The organism is Streptomyces sp. NBC_00654 (assembly GCF_026341775.1).
In the GTDB taxonomy this organism is placed as follows: domain Bacteria; phylum Actinomycetota; class Actinomycetes; order Streptomycetales; family Streptomycetaceae; genus Streptomyces.
In genome coordinates this window covers 942,079-960,242 of record NZ_JAPEOB010000003.1, presented here as the reverse complement: position 1 = coordinate 960,242, position 18,164 = coordinate 942,079, and the positions used below count along the sequence as shown (strand labels likewise).

At 67.7% G+C, this 18,164-nt stretch carries 18 protein-coding genes; 6 read left to right on the top strand and 12 right to left on the bottom strand.

The genetic code is table 11. The features are described 5' to 3' along the window. Positions 1-233 precede the first annotated feature (233 nt). The 4 genes from OHA98_RS36715 to OHA98_RS36700 all read right to left on the bottom strand — a co-directional run bounded on the left by OHA98_RS36715 (position 234) and on the right by OHA98_RS36700 (position 7,550). Positions 234-1,118, bottom strand: a complete 885-nt coding sequence (locus OHA98_RS36715; RefSeq protein ID WP_266932088.1) for a transposase — start codon at positions 1,116-1,118, stop codon at positions 234-236. 572 nt (positions 1,119-1,690) lie between these two features. Then, positions 1,691-6,400: a putative T7SS-secreted protein gene (locus OHA98_RS36710; protein WP_266932086.1), complete on the bottom strand. Its 4,710-nt coding sequence runs from the start codon at positions 6,398-6,400 to the stop codon at positions 1,691-1,693. Continuing rightward, complete coding sequence (locus tag OHA98_RS36705; protein ID WP_266932085.1) at positions 6,400-7,047, bottom strand: hypothetical protein; 648 nt, start codon at positions 7,045-7,047, stop codon at positions 6,400-6,402. The genes OHA98_RS36710 and OHA98_RS36705 overlap by 1 nt, the downstream gene beginning before the upstream one ends. Beyond that, entirely contained in the window at positions 7,044-7,550 is a 507-nt protein-coding gene (locus tag OHA98_RS36700) for an SseB family protein (RefSeq protein ID WP_266932083.1), read from the bottom strand. The genes OHA98_RS36705 and OHA98_RS36700 overlap by 4 nt, the downstream gene beginning before the upstream one ends. 199 nt (positions 7,551-7,749) lie before the next feature. Here OHA98_RS36700 and OHA98_RS36695 point away from each other — a divergent pair, with 199 nt between their 5' ends. Then, entirely contained in the window at positions 7,750-8,370 is a 621-nt protein-coding gene (locus OHA98_RS36695; RefSeq protein ID WP_266932081.1) for a hypothetical protein, read from the top strand. A gap of 122 nt (positions 8,371-8,492) precedes the next feature. On the opposite strand, the gene OHA98_RS36690 is transcribed toward OHA98_RS36695, so the two are convergent. Both OHA98_RS36690 and OHA98_RS36685 read right to left on the bottom strand, forming a co-directional pair. Then, positions 8,493-8,696, bottom strand: coding sequence for a DUF397 domain-containing protein (locus OHA98_RS36690; RefSeq protein WP_266932079.1), 204 nt, complete (start codon positions 8,694-8,696; stop codon positions 8,493-8,495). Continuing rightward, complete coding sequence (locus OHA98_RS36685; protein WP_266932077.1) at positions 8,693-9,577, bottom strand: helix-turn-helix transcriptional regulator; 885 nt, start codon at positions 9,575-9,577, stop codon at positions 8,693-8,695. Before OHA98_RS36685 ends, OHA98_RS36690 begins: the two co-directional genes overlap by 4 nt. A 200-nt stretch (positions 9,578-9,777) precedes the next feature. On the opposite strand from OHA98_RS36685, the gene OHA98_RS36680 reads away from it, so the two are divergent. The 4 genes from OHA98_RS36680 (at position 9,778) to OHA98_RS36665 (ending at position 11,843) form a co-directional block, all read left to right on the top strand. Beyond that, entirely contained in the window at positions 9,778-10,443 is a 666-nt protein-coding gene (locus OHA98_RS36680) for an ATP-binding protein (protein ID WP_266932075.1), read from the top strand. A gap of 285 nt (positions 10,444-10,728) precedes the next feature. Further along, positions 10,729-11,103 (top strand): type II toxin-antitoxin system VapC family toxin, encoded by a 375-nt coding sequence (locus OHA98_RS36675; RefSeq protein WP_266932073.1) that lies wholly within the window; start codon positions 10,729-10,731, stop codon positions 11,101-11,103. A gap of 102 nt (positions 11,104-11,205) precedes the next feature. Continuing rightward, entirely contained in the window at positions 11,206-11,574 is a 369-nt protein-coding gene (locus OHA98_RS36670) for a hypothetical protein (protein ID WP_266932071.1), read from the top strand. Beyond that, the gene (locus OHA98_RS36665; RefSeq protein WP_266932070.1) at positions 11,571-11,843 is read left to right on the top strand and encodes a DUF4031 domain-containing protein; all 273 of its coding nucleotides are present in this window, start codon (positions 11,571-11,573) and stop codon (positions 11,841-11,843) included. Before OHA98_RS36670 ends, OHA98_RS36665 begins: the two co-directional genes overlap by 4 nt. Here OHA98_RS36665 and OHA98_RS36660 read toward each other — a convergent pair. From OHA98_RS36660 to OHA98_RS36635, 6 genes are all read right to left on the bottom strand, one after another. Beyond that, a complete protein-coding gene (locus tag OHA98_RS36660) occupies positions 11,794-13,029 on the bottom strand; it encodes a Cmx/CmrA family chloramphenicol efflux MFS transporter (protein ID WP_266932588.1) in 1,236 nt (411 codons plus the stop codon). The two genes, OHA98_RS36665 and OHA98_RS36660, sit on opposite strands and share 50 nt — an antisense overlap. 152 nt (positions 13,030-13,181) lie before the next feature. Then, positions 13,182-13,859 (bottom strand): hypothetical protein, encoded by a 678-nt coding sequence (locus tag OHA98_RS36655; RefSeq protein ID WP_266932068.1) that lies wholly within the window; start codon positions 13,857-13,859, stop codon positions 13,182-13,184. A gap of 54 nt (positions 13,860-13,913) precedes the next feature. Further along, positions 13,914-14,774, bottom strand: a complete 861-nt coding sequence (locus tag OHA98_RS36650) for a transporter substrate-binding domain-containing protein (RefSeq protein ID WP_266932066.1) — start codon at positions 14,772-14,774, stop codon at positions 13,914-13,916. 53 nt (positions 14,775-14,827) lie between these two features. Further along, positions 14,828-15,679 carry a hypothetical protein gene (locus tag OHA98_RS36645; RefSeq protein WP_266932064.1) on the bottom strand — a complete coding sequence of 284 codons (852 nt, stop codon included), beginning with the start codon at positions 15,677-15,679 and terminating at the stop codon, positions 14,828-14,830. Further along, a complete protein-coding gene (locus tag OHA98_RS36640; RefSeq protein WP_266932063.1) occupies positions 15,676-16,200 on the bottom strand; it encodes a hypothetical protein in 525 nt (174 codons plus the stop codon). Before OHA98_RS36640 ends, OHA98_RS36645 begins: the two co-directional genes overlap by 4 nt. Positions 16,201-16,525: 325 nt before the next feature. Then, the gene (locus OHA98_RS36635; protein WP_266932062.1) at positions 16,526-17,266 is read right to left on the bottom strand and encodes a GntR family transcriptional regulator; all 741 of its coding nucleotides are present in this window, start codon (positions 17,264-17,266) and stop codon (positions 16,526-16,528) included. Between the two features lie 141 nt (positions 17,267-17,407). Between OHA98_RS36635 and pxpA the strand changes: the two genes are divergently transcribed. After that, positions 17,408-18,160, top strand: a complete 753-nt coding sequence (gene pxpA, locus OHA98_RS36630; RefSeq protein WP_266932586.1) for a LamB/YcsF family protein — start codon at positions 17,408-17,410, stop codon at positions 18,158-18,160. Positions 18,161-18,164: the final 4 nt, after the last annotated feature.

Below are 18,164 nucleotides of genomic sequence, written 5' to 3'. Positions count from 1 at the left end.
ACCGGCGGTGAAGGCCGGTGAAAGGGAACCACCTGGCCACTGGTCCTGGACATCGAGGCCACGCTGATTACCTGCCACTCCGAGAAGGACCGAGTCGCCCCCCCCGGAATGCGGCTTCGGCTTCAACCCCACGGTGGGCTTCCTGGTCAACGCCACAGTCATGGAGTCGATCGAGGCGCCCTCGCTCCGGCGCCGAACCTCCCCGAACCCAGGAGCTGGTTCGTTCCGACCCTTCACATCCGCATAAATCCAGTATGCGGACGTCCCTCCCACTTGCGATGCACCGCATCCGATGCCGCGCGCTGATCCGCCAGGGATTCGGAGTTGCAGATCGCGGAGTTCTGGCGGGGTAAAGCCCACGGTTGCGTGACCCGGTGCTCCCGGGCCGCCTGTTCCAGATGGACCAGGCAGGTGTGGCCGCCGTCGACCAGATGCTCGGCGGGCAGCAGCCCGCGGCGCTTCAGCCGGGTCTGGACCATGATCTGCCGCAGGGCCTGGACCCGGGGACCGGACAGGTGATCCGCCGCATGTTCCCCGACCTGCTCCAGCAGCCGGACGACGTCGCCGCCTGTGGCAAGGATCCTGGTCTTGGGGCGGGTGGGGTTCTTGCCCAGACGGACCGGGCGGCCGTAACGGCGTCCCCACTCCTTGTCCACCAGGTCGGCGAGCAGGCGCGGAGCGGTGCTATCCAGCTCTTCCGGCGCGGCGCGGACGGCCCCGGTGACCAGTTCCAGCCGGGTCAGGTCGCGCACCGCGGCCAGAAGGTGGGTGGAGTCCGTGTGCTGGGTGGTGCGCTCGCGGACGAGACCGGCCTCCTTCAGGCGCGCAAGCGCGAGGTCGAGGAGACGGTCGGCTCGGCCGCCCTCGGTGAGACGCTCGCGGAAGTCGGCCAGCACGCTGTGGTGGAAGCCTGGACCGTCCAGTTCCATGGCCGGCGCGTATGTGAGATCGATGCGGCAGCGAACCGCCTCGGCCGCCTGCCGGTCCGACAGGCCGAGCAGGAACTGCAGCACACTGACGGTGGCCAGCTGGGCGGGCGAGAGCCCCGGGCGGCCGTCGCGGGGGTACCAGTCGGCGAAGTCCTCGTCACGCCACAGCCCGCCCAGGTGGTTTCTCACCCACATCGCCGTCGTACCACCCGGGTTGCCCGCTCGCGCCATCTACGCGGTCAGAGAAGGAACTTGCCCACCACAACGGGCACGGAGCGACAACGGGCACCCCGACAACTGCATCGGTCCTCGGACAGAACCGAGCATGCCCGTTGATCATGCTGCCCCACCGGGGATCCTCAAGATCCCCGACAGAGTCAAGTTGGAGGGACCGGATCTACGTTCTCCTGTCGAAGCTCTGCGGCAGGCTACCCACTTCCCATAGGTCATCCAGGCGCTCTAGAAACGCATCAAAATCGGCCTGCAACGCCCTCCACTGATCCATTGAAAGCGAATCCAGTGGGTCATTAAAATTGATCTCACCCAGGTCTGGGCCAGTCCAGCCCTTAAATCTCCTGCACGATGCGCACCACGCGTATGTGATCCGAGTGGGGCGTTGCCGCATACTCGAACGATGGATGTACATGCGCACGGATTTAACGCCGCACGCCGGACAAGCGCGCTCCGATGGGTCGTCTACAAATCGCGGACCCGCCAGCAACTCCTCCTGTTGCTGCCCACTGAATTCTCGCATTGAACCCCTACCTTCTCTGGCGGTGGAATTTCTCGAGCATCTGTTGCCCGTACCCCTCGGCGGCTTCCTCTGATCCACCCCAAGGATTACCTGACTTTCTAGTCAACTCGAAATGCTTGTGATGATAAATTTCATGATTGACCGTTGCGACAGCTTCGTCCAGATCACGCAAACCAATATCAGAAATCTCGATCAGTGGAAGACCTCGGGGGCCAACCATCGGATACCCGTCCAGCGTGTGTGGACTATTTCCGAACGCGACGCCGTCCGGTGTTCGAATTGTAGGTTTGTGGACAATGTCATATTCTGATACCGGAATTCCTGCGCGTCCCAGTTCCATCTTCAATTGGTCAATGCTTACAGCGGGGCCGCGCTGCCCGCCAGGTCGATTCTGAGATTCACCACGATGAGTATCCCGCTGTCCGAGGTTGCAGTCCGGGGCAAGGCCAAGAGGATCGGACCACGTGTGGGGGTTACTCACGTATGCCACGGGATTAGGGGCAGGTGCGAGGCCTAGTGGATCCGTGGATAAATAGCGAGAAGTTTCCGGATCGTAATAGCGGTGAACATTATAATGCAATCCTGTTTCAGTATCGTGATATTGACCCGGGAAGCGCAGCGGGGTATGTGCGGTCGCTTTCACATTCCGGGTGGTAGCACCCCAAAGGGTCGATCGACTTCGCCAGGCAATGTGACCCCGCTCATCGATGAGCTCCGCCGGGCTACCGCTTAGATCTGTGACAATGCTGAAGAATCGGTGATCGATTGTGGTCTGGGAGACATCATCGGCCGTGATGCGCTCGGTTTGAGCGATGGGTCGCAGGCCGTGGTAATCCCAGGTAAGGGTGACGGGGTGACTCGGCTGCGTGGAGAGTGTGGACTGTTCGCACAGGGTGGTGCCGTCCCATGCGAAGGCGGTTCGTTCCAAGATGGACTCATTGTCCGCCGCCAACTTTTGCTTTGAGAGGCGGCGTCCAAGGGGGTCATACGCGTACTGCCAGAGCGTTCCGTCAGGTGTGGTAACGGAAGTGAGTCGGTCTTCGGTATCCCATTCGTATTGCCATGTGTCGGGTTTGCGCGAGAGTCGAGTCTTCTGACGGAGGGTAATGCGGCCGAGCGCGTCGTGTTTGTAGTGAACATCGCCGGCGCGTGTGATCGTTGTGCCGGAGTAGGTGCGCGACCCTCTCGCCTCTCGGCCGGGGTGCGACGTAGGCCAGTGCGCCTCTGTTTGGCTGCCCATTTCGTCGTACGCGTAGCTCTCCGTCCATCCCGCTGCCTGGACGCTGGTGACACGACCTGCCGGGTTGAGGTTGAAGAGCTTCGTGCCGGCCAGTTGGTCGGTGATGCCAGTCACGTGGCCATCGGCACGGTAGGCGTAATCGCGGCATTGGATGCTGCGGCCAGCTCCGATGACCTGCTGGGAAGTGAGGCGGCCCATCGAGTCGAACTGCGAGGCCAGACTCACGCTGTCGCCAATGTGCCGGGCAACCTCCCGACCCGCCGCATCGTGTTCGAAGCTGAGGATGCGGCCCGAGGTGGTGAGTGAGGTGCGCCGTCCTGCGCCGTCATATGCCCAAGTGCTGACCGCGCCACTGGGGGTGGTGCGGCCGGTGCGGCGTCCGAGCCGATCGTACTCGTACGACATCTTCCGGCCGTTGACGGTCTCAGACCGGAGACGTCCGTAGCGGTCACGCAGATACGTGATGGTGGCGTCCGCGTTCACGGCCTCGGCGAGCTGGTCGGAGAGGTCGTAGGAAAAGGTGGTGACGGCACCTGCGGCGTTCTTGCAAACGATCCTGTCCAGCTCGTCCCGCTCATAGCGGATGACCTGGCCGAGGGCGTCGGTGCGCGCAATCAAGCGGCCCGCCGCGTCGCGTTCATAGGTCAAGGTGCGGCCGTCGAAGTCGGTCTCGGACATCAGGTGGCCAGCCGAGTCATAGACGTAGTCCCAGGTCAGGCCCTGCGGGTTGAGGACCTGGGTGAGGCGGAGTTCGTGGTCATGGGTAAATTCGAAGCACACGCCGTCGGGGCCGGTACGGGACGTCATGAGGTCGAAGTGCGTGTACTCGAAGCGGGATACGGCGCCCATGGCGTCGGTGTGGGTGAGGCAGTTGCCCTCTCCGTCGTACGTCCAGGACTGTGTGGCGCCGTCCGCGTCGGTTCGACGGGACAGCTTCCCCTCAACTGTCCACTCAAGGCGGGTGACCGCGCCGAGCGGGTCGATCACGGTTACCGGGCGGCCGAACGCGTCCCGGATGAGGCGGGACTTGGCGCCGAGGGGGTCGGTCACCTCGAGTGGGAGTCCGGCCGCGTTGCTGCGGAAGTATGTCGTGTTGCCCAGCGCGTCCGTCACGGAGGTCGCGTGGCCGCGCTCGTTGTAGGCGGTGCTTGTCACGGCGCCGGACGGGGCGATGACAGCAAGACGGTTGCCGCGCTCGTCCCACTCCTGGCGGACCACGGTCCGGTCCGGGTTGGTGATGCGGACCGGCAGCCTCAGGTCGTTGTATTGTGCGAGCATTTCCCGACTGTCCGGGCGCACCGCAGCGGTCAGCTGCCCTGAGTCGTCGTATTCGAAGCGGTTGGCGCGGCCGAGCGGGTCCGTGCGGGACAGCAGGCGGTTGTAGCGGTCGCGTTCGAAGCGGGTGATCGCGCCCAGTGGATCGATCTCGGCAACTACCTGGTAGGTGTCGTTGACGACGTAGCGATGGACGGCTCCGGTGCTGCTGGTGACGGTCGTGACCCGCATCCCGCTCTCGGGATCTGTACCGTCGTAATCCAGGCGCAGGGCCATGTGACCTGCGGCCCCGCCTTCAGCGATACACCGGTCCTGGTCGTCGTAGACATAGTCGTACCGGCTGTTGTTGGTGTCGGTCCAGGAGGTGACCCGGCCACGGTCGTCATAGGTGAACCGGAGCGGGAGCCCCGACGAGTTGGTGACTTCAGTGAGGTGGCCGTCGGCGTAGTTGTAGCGGAGGATCTCCTGGGCGTTGCCGTCCGGTGCGGCGCCTGCGAGGTGAAGTGCGGTGATCCGGCCGTCGCTCGTGGTGAGTTTCAGGTGATAGCCGGCACCATGGACGATTGAGACCGGTGCACCGGCCTCGTCGTACTCGAATTGGATCCAGTTGCCGTTGCGGTCGTCGATCTGAGCCAGGAGCGCGACATCCGCGGTGCGCGGGCTGAAGTGCCGTGTTCGGCCCCTGTCCGGATCGGTGATCGTGTAGTCGCCTGTGGTGTCCAGATCGAGTGGCCAGCGCGGGCCGTGGCTCGGCATGACCGGTACACCCGGGGCAGGGTGCGGATAGGACAGCAGCAGGCCGTCCTCGCATACGAAGACGACGCCCTGGGAGTCGATCTCCAGCCGCTGGTCAGCCGTGGAAGACCAGGAGGGCCCGAACCACCGCCCCGCACGGTAGTCGGAGGCGACCCGACGGCGGAAGACCAACGGAAGAGTTCCCGGCAGGGCGATGTCCGTCTGCGGCAGGTACATCGTTCCCGTGGTCAGATCGACCGGGTCCGTGGGATCCTTCTCCACCCCTTTGTCAGGCTTCGATGATTTCGCTGGGTTCTCGACACCCTTGCGAGCAGCGCTCTCCGCCCCGTCCCTCAGCCCGTGGCGAGCGAGTCCCTTGAGGACGCCCCCGCCCTTCGTGCCTGCCAGTTCGGGGACGAGTCGGCCGATGAATTCGGAGGGGTCGCCCTTGGCCGCGTCCCAGGCGTTCTTGAGTGCCCGGTCGGGGTTGGTGGCGGTGGAGACGAGGCCGGCGAGCGTGGTGTTGACACCCTTGTAGTACTCGGCCGGGTGCGTCAGGTTGTAGGGGTCGGTCGGGTTGACCGAGCGGATGAAGTTCACCAGCCCCGCGGTGCCCTTGATGACGCCGCCGCCGAAGTGGGCCAGCTCGATGCCCTGGCCGACCCCGTAGTCGTAGAACTCCTGCTTGGCCCGGTCCAGGCCGGTGGGCTCCTTCGGGGCGTGCGCCATCGCAGCGGTGATCGCGCTCTTGGCCGCTTCGGCAGCGTCGTTACGCGCCCGCCGGGCGTGCCCCAGCATCTCCTGAGCATGCTGCCGTTTGGCTATGCTCGGATCGGTGAACGTTCCCGGATGCGGGAGCGGATGATCGGTGTTGCGCACCGCGTTGTACGCCTCGGCCTTCTCACGGAACGCGGCAGCGGCCGTCTCGTGGTCGTGCTTGCCCTCCTTGTAGAGGGCGATCGCCTCACCGGCCTTGCCCTGCGCGCTGGTGACCGTACCGGCGTATGTCTCCATTGCGGTTGCCGCGTCCTCGAACGCATCCGCTGCACGCAACCAGTCTGTGGGCAGGGTCTCGAACTTCGCCCGGAAGGTATCGGCGGCCACACCCTTCCAGTGACCGGAGTCAAGCTTCTTCATCCCGCCGCCGACGAGATCGAACGCCTTCTGGAAGTCGCGAAGGTTCTTCACCGCCGCGGCGATCTTCTCCGGCCTGCCGTGGATCAGCTCATTCGCTTCCTCGCTCTGCCCGAGCTGCTGCTCCCCGACCTCCACCCCCAGCGAGGAGGCGGTTTCATCGCCCCAGTCCTCGACCTTGTCCGCCCACTCGTCGGCACCGACCTTCTCCAGACCGGAGCCGAGCACATCGGTGCCCTTGTCGATCCCCTCGCCGACGATCTCCTTGCCCTTGTCGACGAGATCGCCGGCCCCGTCGTAGATGTCTCCGCCGAGCTTCCCCCAGTCCACCATCAGTCGCCCTGCCCCCACCGCGGCTGCTCAGACTGCTCGATCGTCTCCTGTGACGGATCGAGCTTTTCCTTCAGCGTCTCGTCCATCGCATCGCGCCGCTCCGGGGAGATGAACCCGGAGTTCTCCCACGAGTCGAGCAGCGCGTCCTCCGCGTCATACGTGGTGTCCCGCCACGTCTGTCCCGCCTCATCATGAGCCTCGGCCATCGAGTCCCAGCTCCAGTCCGGGCTGTCGTACGGGGACTGCTTGCTGATCGTGTCCCAGCTCATGGCCTTGACGTCGTCCTCGGACAGGTGCGGATTTCCGTTCACGGAGTTCACACCGACCTTGAACGAGTCCTTGATGTACTGCTCCTGCTCGGCGAAGGAACCCGCCGACAGCCCGACTCCCTGCGCGAAGCCGTTGCCCTTCTGTGTGAGGGCCCGCACACCCCACTCCCAGCGGTTGCAGAACGTCTCGAACTCCGACGTCAGCCCGCCGTGCCCCAACTCCAGCCCCGACAAAGCAAGATCAGAAAACCCCCGACCCGTCGACGCCTCGCCGATGAACCCGAGCTCCTTCAACTCCGCATGCGCCAGATCGATCCCCTTCGCGATCGCAGCCAACGCCTCCGGCGGCACATCAAGATCAGGACTCTCCCCGCTCACTGCATCCCCCCGAGATCCACCGCAACCGCATCCGGCACGACGCCCGCCACCGGCGGGAACAACATCCCGCCGTCCACACTGCCCGCGTCCAGCGCCACCCCCGCAGGGCCCGGCAGCATCGGCACCATCACATCCAGCAACCGCGCACCCAGCACCGCCTGGTACGCCCACTCCCGCTCGGCATCCCCCCGGGCTTGTGCGAACCTGGCCAGCGCCTCCTCGTCCGAGAACGCACAGATCCAGCGAACCCCGTTCTGCTCCGCCGACCACAGATCCCCGTCGGCATCCAGCGGCACCAGCACCGCCGTACGCCGGAACTCGCCCAGCAACACAGCAAACTCAGTCCGAGCCGCCGCCGGACCGTCGTCCGGCGCCATGGCAGGGGCCGGGTCCGGTGCCTCATGCAGTGCGGAACGCGCCTCGTCAGCAGGCCAATCGGCCAAGTCGGCGATCCTCGAACGCCGGGCAGGCGGCTCTGCTATGTCATCCCCGTTATCGAACACGCGTTGAATGCTGTCACGGCACGCTTTCCGAGAGCAACGAACAAAAATGGCCAGCCGGTCGTGGTCCGGACCCGGCCCAGCTCCACGCACGCACAGGTGGCCTGTAAACACCCCTCGGAAATACTCCGCTGAGCCCCTGGGCCCTCTTTCGCTCCGAAACCGGGCAGAGGGTGAGCGCCGGACCGGGGCGGCAGGTACCGTGGCGGCGCCGGAGCAGTTCCGTGACGTCGATGCCCGCATGAAGGAGAAAGTGACCGATCTCGGAGAAGAGGCTTGGGCGGACGCGCTCGTGATGTACCGGCAGTACACGATCATTGCCGTCACACGGCGGGAGAACGAAGAGTGGTGGTACGACGTTGCGTCGATCATGCGGGGTGATGCGCAGGACCCTCGGGGGTGGCAGTCTCTCGACCATGACGATGGCCAGGACGAACGTTGGGATGACCCGACGTTTCCTTTCGCGCCGCCTCCGGCGACGCCGGAAGACGTGAACGTGTGGCAGTCGCGTGTGAAAGAGATACCGCGAGTCTCCATTGAAAGATTCTTGGTTGTGCTCGCAACCAGTTATCTGGACGTCAAACGTGAACGGGACTTCGACCGGAAAAGGCCCGAGATGGAGCACCGGGCTCGTGTCATCCTGTCCCGGTTTCCGTTGGGAACCCGGTTCTATGCGAACACCGGGTGCGGGGCTGAGGAACCGGACTTCTACCTCTCGCCCCCGACTGGGGGTAACCCCTGCAGCCAATGGGACTGGGACGCCGGACTCATTGCTGTGTCCGACGCAGAAGTCGGCTTGGTCTGGTCATTCGACGCCCGCTGATCGCCCATCGAACCGAGGGCGCCGCGCTCACCTGTCCCGCGATCTATCTCGACCCCGGGAAACTGCCCCGCTGGTCTCGCTGCGGGTATCCGGGTTGCACGCTTGCACCGCGGCCTGGTGGATCAGTCCAGCCGACTTATGAACGTGCGCCACGCGTCGGGAGTGAAGGTGATCACGGGGCCGTTGGGGCGCTTGCTGTCGCGGACGGGGACGAGGTGGGGGATGCTGTCGGTGACTTCGAGGCACTCGTTATTGCCGCCGCTGTACGTGCTGGTGCGCCAGCTCGCCTCCGAGAACTTCGGCGTACTGCGGTGTGCGCTCTTCATGCTCTGTGCTCCTTGGCCCGGCGGTGGATGACAGTGCGGGACTCTGTCGGCGAGAGCGCGGACGTGCGCGCGGCGTCGAACAGGTCTTGGTAGCGGGAGACATCTGCCTCTCGCTCCAGCCACATGGAACCGGACGGGTTGTCCGCCAGTACCACGTCGAGCGCTCCCTCCTCGGGAAATCCCAGCACTACGTACGGGCCGAACATACTCGCATGGGCTCCACGGGAGAACGGCAGCACCTGAACAGTCACGTTGGGGTTCTCAGAGCTGGCCAACACGTGCTTCAGCTGCGCGTTCATGACTGCTGCGCCACCAACCTGCTGGAGGAGGACAGCCTCGGAAAGTACGGCCCACAGGTGCAACGGCTGATCGCCCGCCAGACGTTTCTGCCGGGCAAGGCGCACTTGGACGAACTTGTCGATCTCATCCGCTGTCTCCCACTGCCGGGAGGCCACAGTCACCGCTTGAATGTACTCAGGGGTCTGTAGCAGTCCAGGGACGAGCTGCGCCTGAAAGGTGCGGATCGAACCCGCCATTGCCTCCAGGGCGATGTAGTCCCGGTACGTGTCGGCGAGGACCGACCCGTACTGGTTCCACCACCCTTCCCTGCGCCTGCGGTTGGCCTTGCGCGCGAGCGAGGTCAGTCGGTCTCGAACCTCGTGATCCGAGACCTGGTACGAGTGCAGCATGGCTGTCAGGTCGGGGAGGCGGACCGCGACGCGGCCATTCTCGATCCGGCTGATCTTGCCCTTGGTGCAGTCGAGCGCCTCTGCCGCTTGGGCAGTGGTCAGTCCGGCGGCCTCCCGCAACCGGCGTAGCTCATCACCAAGTTGGCGCCCAAGAACGGTTGATGGGGTGGCGGTGGTGCTCTTCGCTTGCATGCGAACACCTCTATCAAAGTTGCTCCTGCAATGAAACAGGGTTACTCGAAAGGGTGAAAAACGGCATGGCGTTGGTCGGCAACGTTGCAGAATCGCGTGCGGCTCATCCATTCTGCTGGGCATGGGGGTTGCCTCGTTCGACGCGAACTGCCCCTATCTGTGGGGGATTCCGACCAGACGTCGACCTTCTTGGAGCTGCCGTGGCTACACCGAACGAAGTGACCTTCAGGCTCTCTCGCTGCCACAGCAGCGTTCCCCGGGCGCGAGCTGTGCTGCGAGCAAAGCTCGGGGAGTGGCGGGCCGGTCAGGCAGCCGCAGCAGATGGTGAGTTGGTGCTCTCCGAGCTGGTGACCAACGCGCTGCGGGTGCCAGTGCCCGGGGACCGGCTGGTGGGCGTGCGCATCGAGTGTCGGGGGAGGGGCGAACTCCTGCGGCTGGAGGTGAGCGACGCGGGGGCGGGCCGGCCGGAGGTGCGGCGGCCGGGCGGGCTGGACAAAGGCGGGCGCGGGCTCCTGCTCGTCGAGACCCCGGCCCATCGCTGGGGCGTGGATGAACGTCGGGCCGGGATCGGCAAGACGGTATGGGCGGAGTTGCTGGCACCCGGTATCGACCCCGCACCCGCGGAGGTGGAGATCGCGGCGGTAACCGTCAGGCCCGGGCAGTGCGTACGTGCCTGGGGTGCCTGGCACACGGTCCGTGCGGTCCGGAGCGAACGGTACGCATCGGGAGGGCTCGCCGTCATCATCGTCCTACGCGACGGTGGGCCTTCCTTGCGCCTGGATGCTGCGGAGCCGCTGACCGTACGGGCGACGGCGGTCGCCGGGGGGCGGGTGCAGCCTATTGCCGGTTCGGTGATCCCATCGTGAAGGCGCTGTGGAAGAGGTTCCTTCAGCGGCACGCCCGCCACGCCCGCCACGCCCGCCACGCGCACCACACCTACCGCACCAGGCCGCGATTCTCGGGCACCCTGAACAGATGGTCGGCGGCGAACTGGTCGTGATCAGCAACGCGGGCGAGCCGGTGGCGAGGGCGCTGCGCCCACGGCCGAAGGTGCAGAGGCCCGGCCGTGGTTCGCTGCGGGGCCATATCCGTATCCCCACCACCTTCGACGATGCGCCCGTCTCAGTGGCTGACGCTCTCGGGATGCGCTGATGCGTCTTCTGCTCGATACGCGCGTGGTCATGTGGTGGCTCGACGACTCGCCGCAGCTGTCCTCATCGTTCAAGGAACTGCTGGACACCGAGCCCGCTGTGTACGTCAGTGCGGTGTCACCGTGGGAGATCACCGTCAAGCAGTTCCTCGGCAGGTTCGAGGGCCCGGGAGACCTGGCTGAGCGGGTGCGCGATCTCCAGTTCAGGGGCCTGCCCATCACCGCCGCACACGGAGTACGGGCAGGCCGGCTGCCGATAGTGCACACCGCCCCCTTCGACCGAATACTGATCGCGCAGGCGCAGGCCGAAGAGATGGTCCTGGTCACCCGGAACCTCTGGATCCCGCAGTACGACGTGCAGGTCATGTCGGTCTGACCTGCACGACATGCACGGAACACGCTGCCCCCAGCCGCCTCCGCCTGCGTCCTCCCCGGCCGGACGCCGGGACCTACCGCGTCGGCGGGGGACAATGGCTGCATGGAGCTGAACCCCCTGGAGCAGGCACTGCACACCGCACGCGCGCTGGTCATGGCCGATCTCGCCGCGGGCGATGTCGCCGAGGCCGAGATCGTCTCGCTCGTCGAGGACGCGGTGACCCATCGGCGCTGGTGGGTGGAGCAGTGGCCCGAGGGGGCGGAGTTCGTCGTCGGGCTGATCGCTCAGGATGTGCAGGACGCGCTGCTGGAGCGGTACGGGCGGTGGCCGCTGTGTCCCGTGTGTGTCGAGGACGGGCCGCACGCGCTGGACGTCGAGCCGGAACTGGGGCCCGACCCGCACTGGGTGTGCACCAAGGCGACCGTGATGGTGGCGCCCGTGGGGGCGCTGAGCGGGGTGTCGCGGCGGTGACCGTCTATATCGATCCGCCGGACTGGCCGGGGCACGGGCGGCTCTGGTCGCACCTGGTCAGCGATGTGTCGTTCGAGGAACTGCACGCCTTCGCCGCCGTGATCGGCTGCCCGCCCCGCGCCTTCGAGCGGGACCACTACGACCTGCCCGAAGCCCGGTACGCGGACGCCGTGCGGGCCGGGGCGCGGGAGATCGGGTCCAAGGAGCTGGTGCGGCGCCTCACTGCCGCGGGGCTGCGCAGGCCGAAGGGGCGGCCGGCTCCGGAGTAGCGGGGGCCACGTTCTTCGCCACCAGCAGGGACGACCGGGAGCCGGCCCGCTGGAGCCGGAGCGAGACGACCACCGCCGCCAGGGCCAGGACCGTCATCGCCGCGCCCGCCCAGGCCGTGGCCTCGTAGCCGAAGTCCGCGTCGATCACCGTGCCGCCCAGCCACGGGCCGCTCGTGTTGCCCAGGTTGAACGCGGCCGTCGTCGTCGCCCCGGCCAGCGTCGGGGCCGCGCCCGCCACGTTGAACATCCGGGCGTTGAGCGCGGGGGCCGTGAAGAACGCCGAGAGGCCCAGGAGGAAGGCCAGCGCGACCACCATGATCTGGCTGGAGGCGAACAGGGCCAGCGCCACCAGGAACACCGTCGACGCCGTCACCCCGCTCAGCAGCACCCCGAACAGGTGCGCGTCCGCGACCCGGCCGCCGATCGTCGTACCGATCACCGCGCCGATCCCGAACAGGCCGAGGATCCACGGCACCCAGCCCGATTCCAGGCCCGCCACATCCGTCAGCAGCGGCGCGAGGTAGCTGAACGCGCAGAACACGCCGCCCGCCGCCAGCGCCGTGATCACGATCGACAGCCAGACCTGCCGGTCCCGGTAGATCGACAGCTCCTGCTTCAGTTCGGGCTTCCGGTCCGGCAGCGGGATGTGCGGGATACGCGTCGCGACGCCGACCAGCGCCACCGCGGACGCCGCGCCCACCGCCCAGAACGCCGACCGCCAGCCCAGGTGCTCACCGAGGAACGCCCCGAGCGGCACGCCCAGCACGTTCGCGATCGAGAGCCCGCCGATCATCACGGCCATCGCCCGCGCCCGCGCGTTCACCGGCACCATCGCGATGGCCACCGCCGCCCCGACCGCCCAGAAGCCCGCGCACGCGAACGCGCTCACCACCCGTGAGACGAACAGCACCTCGTACGTCGGAGCCAGCGCACCCGCGATCTGGCCGAGGCCGAAGACCGAGATCAGGGTGATCAGCGTCGTCTTGCGCGGCAGCCGGAGCGTGCCCACGGCGAGCAGCGGTGCGCCGATCACCATGCCGATCGCGAAGGCCGATATGAGAAGTCCGGCACGGGGAATGGACACGTTCATGTCGTCGGCGATGGGCGGCAACAGCCCGGACAGCATGAACTCGCTGGTGCCGAGGGCGAAGACCGAGAGGCCGAGAATGTATACGGCCAGCGGCATGGGGGCGCGGCGGGAGGCAGAGTCGGGCATGACAGGGCCCAACGCCGGTCATGCCCGTTGCATTCCCGCCTGTCTTCCCCCTCGGACACCTCTTGTGTGGGTTCGGACACGTCCTGCGCGGACGGCAGATCCGGTGTGGGTTCGGACACGTCCTACGCGGACAGCAGCTCCAGCTCCGTCGTCAGGTTCTGCCGCGCCCTCGGCTCCCACTCCGCTCTCCCGTGCGGCGTACGGAACAGCCTCGGCAGCTCCAGCAGCTCACGCAGCACCGCCGCCCGGCCCTCCCGGAACGCGTCGTCCGGCACGAACCCGTACTCCTCGCGCACCTGCGCCGCGTACGTCCCGTACTCCTTCGGGCCGCCCGCCAGGACCGCCAGGTCCGCGTCGCACAGCACCTCGCCGTTGCGGTCGCCGGGCGCCGGGTCGTGGGTGACCGTGAGCCGGACCAGCCGGGCGACCTCCGCCGTGACGGACTCGGGGACGCCCGCCTCGGACAGCGCGCGCTCGGCGAGCACCGCGCTGCGCTCCTCGTTCTCCGTGCGGTCCGGCCGGTACACCGCGTCGTGGAACCAGGCCGCCAGGCGTACCGCGGCCGGGTCCTCCGCGTGGCCGGCGAGTGTGTCGACGCGGTCCAGGACCGCTGTCAGATGGGCGGTCGTGTGGTACCGGCGCTGCGGTTCCGCCCAGCGGGCCAGGAGGTTGTCGGCGTACGGCAGCGGATCGGGGCCCGGAGCCCCGGACCGGGCGGCGGTGAGCGCCTCCCGCCAGCGGTCGCGCAGCGCGGCGGTACGGGCGTCCTCGTCGGATCCGGGCGGCGTCGTGTCGGTCATGGGCCCGACCCTAGAGGGTGCCCCGCGGCCGGGCCCGGGGAGCGTGCGCGTGGATCAGCCGGTCGGCATGTTCTTCGGTTCGTCCACGCAGGACAGCGAGGAGATCTCGTCCTCCGTGGGGTGCGCCTCGTCCCGTTCGCTCTTGGGGAGCTGCGGCAGATTGTTCTCGACGTCACGGTCCCAGTCAGGTCCGCTCACATAGTGCTTGAGGGCGTCGCGCAGCTTCTCGCAGTCCTCGCGGTGCCCCTTGACCATCGCGATGCCGTAGTCGTTGGGCTCGCCGAACTTGATCTCCGGCACGACCTTGAGTCTGCCCCGGTAGTGCTCCATGAATCCGTACAGGATCAGCTGGTCCGTGGAGACGGCGGACACATGCCCGTCCAGCAGCGCCTGCACACAGGTGCGGGCGTCGGTCTCCCGGCGCAGGCGGATGTTCTCGTACGCCTTGCCGCTCAGCTCGGTGTCGGAGGTCGTGCCCTTCCACACACAGACCTGCTTGCCGTCGAGGTCGGACAGTTCCTGGATGCCGGTGTCGCCGTCCGCGACGAGGACGCCCTGCTGCGTGGAGGCGTACGGGCCCACGAAGTCGAGCCCTTCGCCGCCCTTCGCCTCGGTCTGCATGCGCTTCGGGGTGATCGAGAACGTGGCGGCGACCAGATGTATGTCCCCGTCGTGCAGGTCCCGCGTCCGGTTCTTGGACTGGACGGGGATCGGCCGCGGCGAGTCGTACCCGAGATCCCGGAACAGGGCGTCGATGACCGTGATGTCCAGGCCGTTGAACTCCCCGTCGTGCGGGGAGTAGCTCGTACCCGGCTGATCGCTCTTCGAGCCGACCCGGGTGTCGTCGTTCAGGATGGACTCGGTGCCGCATCCCGAGAGGCTCAGGGTGAGGAGCGCCGCAGGGACAAGGGCCAACCGTCGGTACCGTGCTGCTCCGGCCATGGGGTCCCCCAGATGTCGTGTGTGCGTCAGCCGTTGTGCAGGGTGCCGAGCGCTTTCTCCAGACGCATGGGGCACCGTGAATCGCTCGTCACGTCCAGGGTGAATTCCACCGGGGTGCCCCGGGTGCCCAGCGTGAAGTCCCGTTCGGACCGGGCGGGTACGGACTCCATGCGCGGTGTGACGCTCGCTGTCCTCGCGGTGATGGTCGCCGTGGCCCGGTGGACACAGGCCGGTTTGGCGGGGTTCTCCTCGCTGATCGTCAGGGCGAGGCGCAGCCGGTCGCGGCGGTCCTCGGCGGCCGGTGCCGCGACGATCAGGGTCAGCGTCCGCCTCTGCACCCCGTCGAGCGGCTGTGTGCCCACGATCTCGATGTTCACCGGCACCTGGCTGTTGCCGGCCAGGGCTTCGAAGCTCACCCAGCTCAGCAGGGAGAACAGGAGCGAGGCCAGCGGCACCCACAGCAGCCGGCGGCCGGGCCTCTTCCCCGGCCCGTTCCCGGCCCTGTTCCGCTGTCCGTCCCCGTTCCGCAGTCCGTCCGCGTTCCCCTTCCGCCGTCCGTTCCCGGCCCCGTTCCTCCGCCGTTCCGTGCCGCCGGGCCGGGTGAGGTGGCGTACGGCGCCGAGCGCGGCGGCCGTCAGGAACAGCAGGAACAGCGTGAACCAGCCCGCCTGTCCCTCGAAACCACCGGAGGGCCAGCCCAGCACCGCGTACACCACCACGAAGCAGACCGGCACGAGGAGCAGCCAGCCGGCGACGGGCGAGGCGCCCATGCTGATGATGTTCTGTGTGAGGGAGTCGATGTGGGTGGCCGCGATGCTCTGAGGGCCGGTGGACTGCGCGGAGTCGCGTGAGGGGCTCCCGTGGCCCGGGGTGGTCATCTCTGGTCCTGCGGTGGCTGCTCCCCGCCCACGATGACGGTGTTGATGTGGTTGGCGGCGATGGAGTAACGGCCTTGCGCGATGGCCTTGTTGTGCGTGATGTGCGTAACGGGGGCGGGAGCGGGGACCCCGGAGACCCGGTGCACATGGCCCACCAGGTGGTCGGCGTCCAGCTCCCGGGAGGGGCCGCGCAGCCAGGCGGTCACGGCCTGGGCGAGTTTGCGCCGCTCCTCCTCGTCGAGGCTGTCCAGCAGCGCGTCCAGCTCGTCGGCGCGTTCGGCGTCGAGCCCGCTGTCCGTTCCGTGTGCTCCCTGCGTGGGCGCGCCCGCCGGATCAGTGGCTTGTTCTCCCCCTGTCTCCCGGTTCCTGGAGACGAGGCGGCGGAAGAATCCCTCACCCGCGGTCACGGTCTGATCCGCGATGCGGTCGGAGGCCGAGGTCAGCACGGCGGAGCCGAACATGGTCGCGGCGCTGGTGAAGGCCGGTGCAAGTGCTGTGGCAATGCTGATCAGTTCTGACACCTGGCACCCCGTGTGTGGTCAGTTATCTGTCAACAGGGCCATGGTAGATGCGCGTTCACCTAGTGGGCAGAGTGTTGTGAGCCAACCCGGGAGTTCGTACGGTCCGTACGCGGCGCGTGGGGTCAGTGGCCCGGCAGGGTGTCCAGGGCCAGGGCGGCGAACGGGACGACGTACGTGGCGGGGAGCGCGGGAGGCATCGGGGTCACTCCAGGGGCGGGTACGCCGGAGAGGTGGGCCGACGGGGTTCGGCGGCCGGGGGGCCACTGGGCTGTGAGCTGTTCCGCGACCGGGGGCCACTGGGCTGTGAGCCGTTCCGCGGCCGGGCCTACTGGGCCGTGAGCTGTTCCGCGTACGCCTCCGCGAGCTGGCGGCGGGAGTCCTCCAGGTAGAAGGCGAGCAGCCGCTCGGCGCCCGCCGCGTCGCCCTCGGCGAGCCTGTCCGTGATCTCTCGGTTGCGGGTCAGATAGGGCTCGTGGAAGCGGCGCGGGTCGGCCATCACATGGAAGGCGAGCCGCAGCTCGGCCAGGACGTTGCGCATCAGCTCGTCGGTGCGCGGGCTGCCGGCCAGCCCGGCCAGGGCCTGGTGGAAGCGGATGTTCGCGGTCGAGCAGGCCGCCCAGTCGTCCGCCAGGGCGGCCTGCTCCCCGGTGGCCACAGCGGCTTCGACGTCCGTCACGTCGTACGGCGGCTCGCCCAGCGCGCGCAGGGCCGCGCACTCGACCAGCAGGCGCACGCGGTAGATGTCCACCAGGTCGTCGACGGCCAGTATGCGGACGAAGACGCCCTTGTTCAGGCGGTGTTCCAGGAGGCGTTCGTGGGAGAGCAGCCGGAACGCCTCGCGCAGGGTGTTCCTGGAGACGGCGAGCGCACCGGCGATGGACTCCTCGGAGAGCCGGCTGCCCGGTGGGAAACAGCCTTGCGAGATCCGGTCGCGCAGGATGGCGGCGACGCGTTCGGCGGTGCCGGAACGGGCCGGGGAGGCGCTGTCGGCGGCCAGTTCGGAGAGATCCGGCGTGCCGGTCCGCCCCGCCGTTCCCGCCCCTGCCCCTGACGTCGCGCCTGCCATGCCCCGCCCCTGCTTGTCGCCGTGTTCCGCTGTGTGGTGTGGTGCGTGTGCTGTGTACGCCCAGTGAACCGTACGGGTGTCCCGTTCCCCGGACCGGGCCTTGCCGGGTTGTTGAACAATCGTTAGCGTGCGCCCGTGATGATGGATCTCAACGCGGATCTCGGTGAAGGCTTCGGGCACTGGACCCTCACCGACGACGACGCGCTCCTCGCGTGTGTCACCAGCGCCAATGTGGCCTGCGGCTTCCACGCGGGCGACGCCTCCGTGATGCGGCGGGTCTGCGACGCGGCGGCCGAGGGCGGCGTACGGATCGGGGCCCAGGTCTCGTACCGGGACCTGGCCGGGTTCGGGCGTCGCTCGATGGATGTGCCGGCCCCCGAGCTGACCGCCGAGATCGCCTACCAGATCGGCGCCCTGCGGGTCTTCGCGGAGGCGGCCGGTTCCACGGTCTCGTACGTCAAACCGCACGGAGCCCTCTACAACCGCGCGGTCTGGGACGACGACCAGGCCGCGGCCGTCGTCGAGGGCGTCCGGCTCGCGGGCGGCGGCGGCCTCGCCGTCCTCGGCCTGCCCGGCTCCCGGCTGCTCGCCCACGCCGCGGCCGCGGGGCTGCCCGCCGTCGAGGAAGCCTTCGCCGACCGCGCGTACACCCCGCGGGGCACTCTGGTCCCGCGCGGTGAACCCGGGGCGGTGGTGCACGACGCGGACGAGGTCGTACGCCGCAGTGTCGGCATGGCCGTCGAGCGGGCGGTGACCGGAGCCGACGGCAGCCGGATACCGGTCGCGGCGCGCTCGCTGTGCGTCCACGGGGACACCCCGGGCGCGGCGGCCCTCGCGCGCCGGGTGCGGACCGCGCTGGAAGAGGCGGGCGTCGCGGTGCGGGCCTTCGCGTGAACGG

Coding starts and splice junctions, on each gene's coding strand:
- OHA98_RS36635 (WP_266932062.1), bottom strand. CDS start 17,266: ATGGCAGGCGCGACGTCAGGGGCAGGGGCGGGAACGGCGGGGCGGACC.
- pxpA (WP_266932586.1), top strand. CDS start 17,408: ATGGATCTCAACGCGGATCTCGGTGAAGGCTTCGGGCACTGGACCCTC.
- OHA98_RS36670 (WP_266932071.1), top strand. CDS start 11,206: ATGGAGCTGAACCCCCTGGAGCAGGCACTGCACACCGCACGCGCGCTG.
- OHA98_RS36685 (WP_266932077.1), bottom strand. CDS start 9,577: ATGCAAGCGAAGAGCACCACCGCCACCCCATCAACCGTTCTTGGGCGC.
- OHA98_RS36710 (WP_266932086.1), bottom strand. CDS start 6,400: ATGGTGGACTGGGGGAAGCTCGGCGGAGACATCTACGACGGGGCCGGC.
- OHA98_RS36690 (WP_266932079.1), bottom strand. CDS start 8,696: ATGAAGAGCGCACACCGCAGTACGCCGAAGTTCTCGGAGGCGAGCTGG.
- OHA98_RS36675 (WP_266932073.1), top strand. CDS start 10,729: ATGCGTCTTCTGCTCGATACGCGCGTGGTCATGTGGTGGCTCGACGAC.
- OHA98_RS36645 (WP_266932064.1), bottom strand. CDS start 15,679: ATGACCACCCCGGGCCACGGGAGCCCCTCACGCGACTCCGCGCAGTCC.
- OHA98_RS36655 (WP_266932068.1), bottom strand. CDS start 13,859: ATGACCGACACGACGCCGCCCGGATCCGACGAGGACGCCCGTACCGCC.
- OHA98_RS36660 (WP_266932588.1), bottom strand. CDS start 13,029: ATGCCGCTGGCCGTATACATTCTCGGCCTCTCGGTCTTCGCCCTCGGC.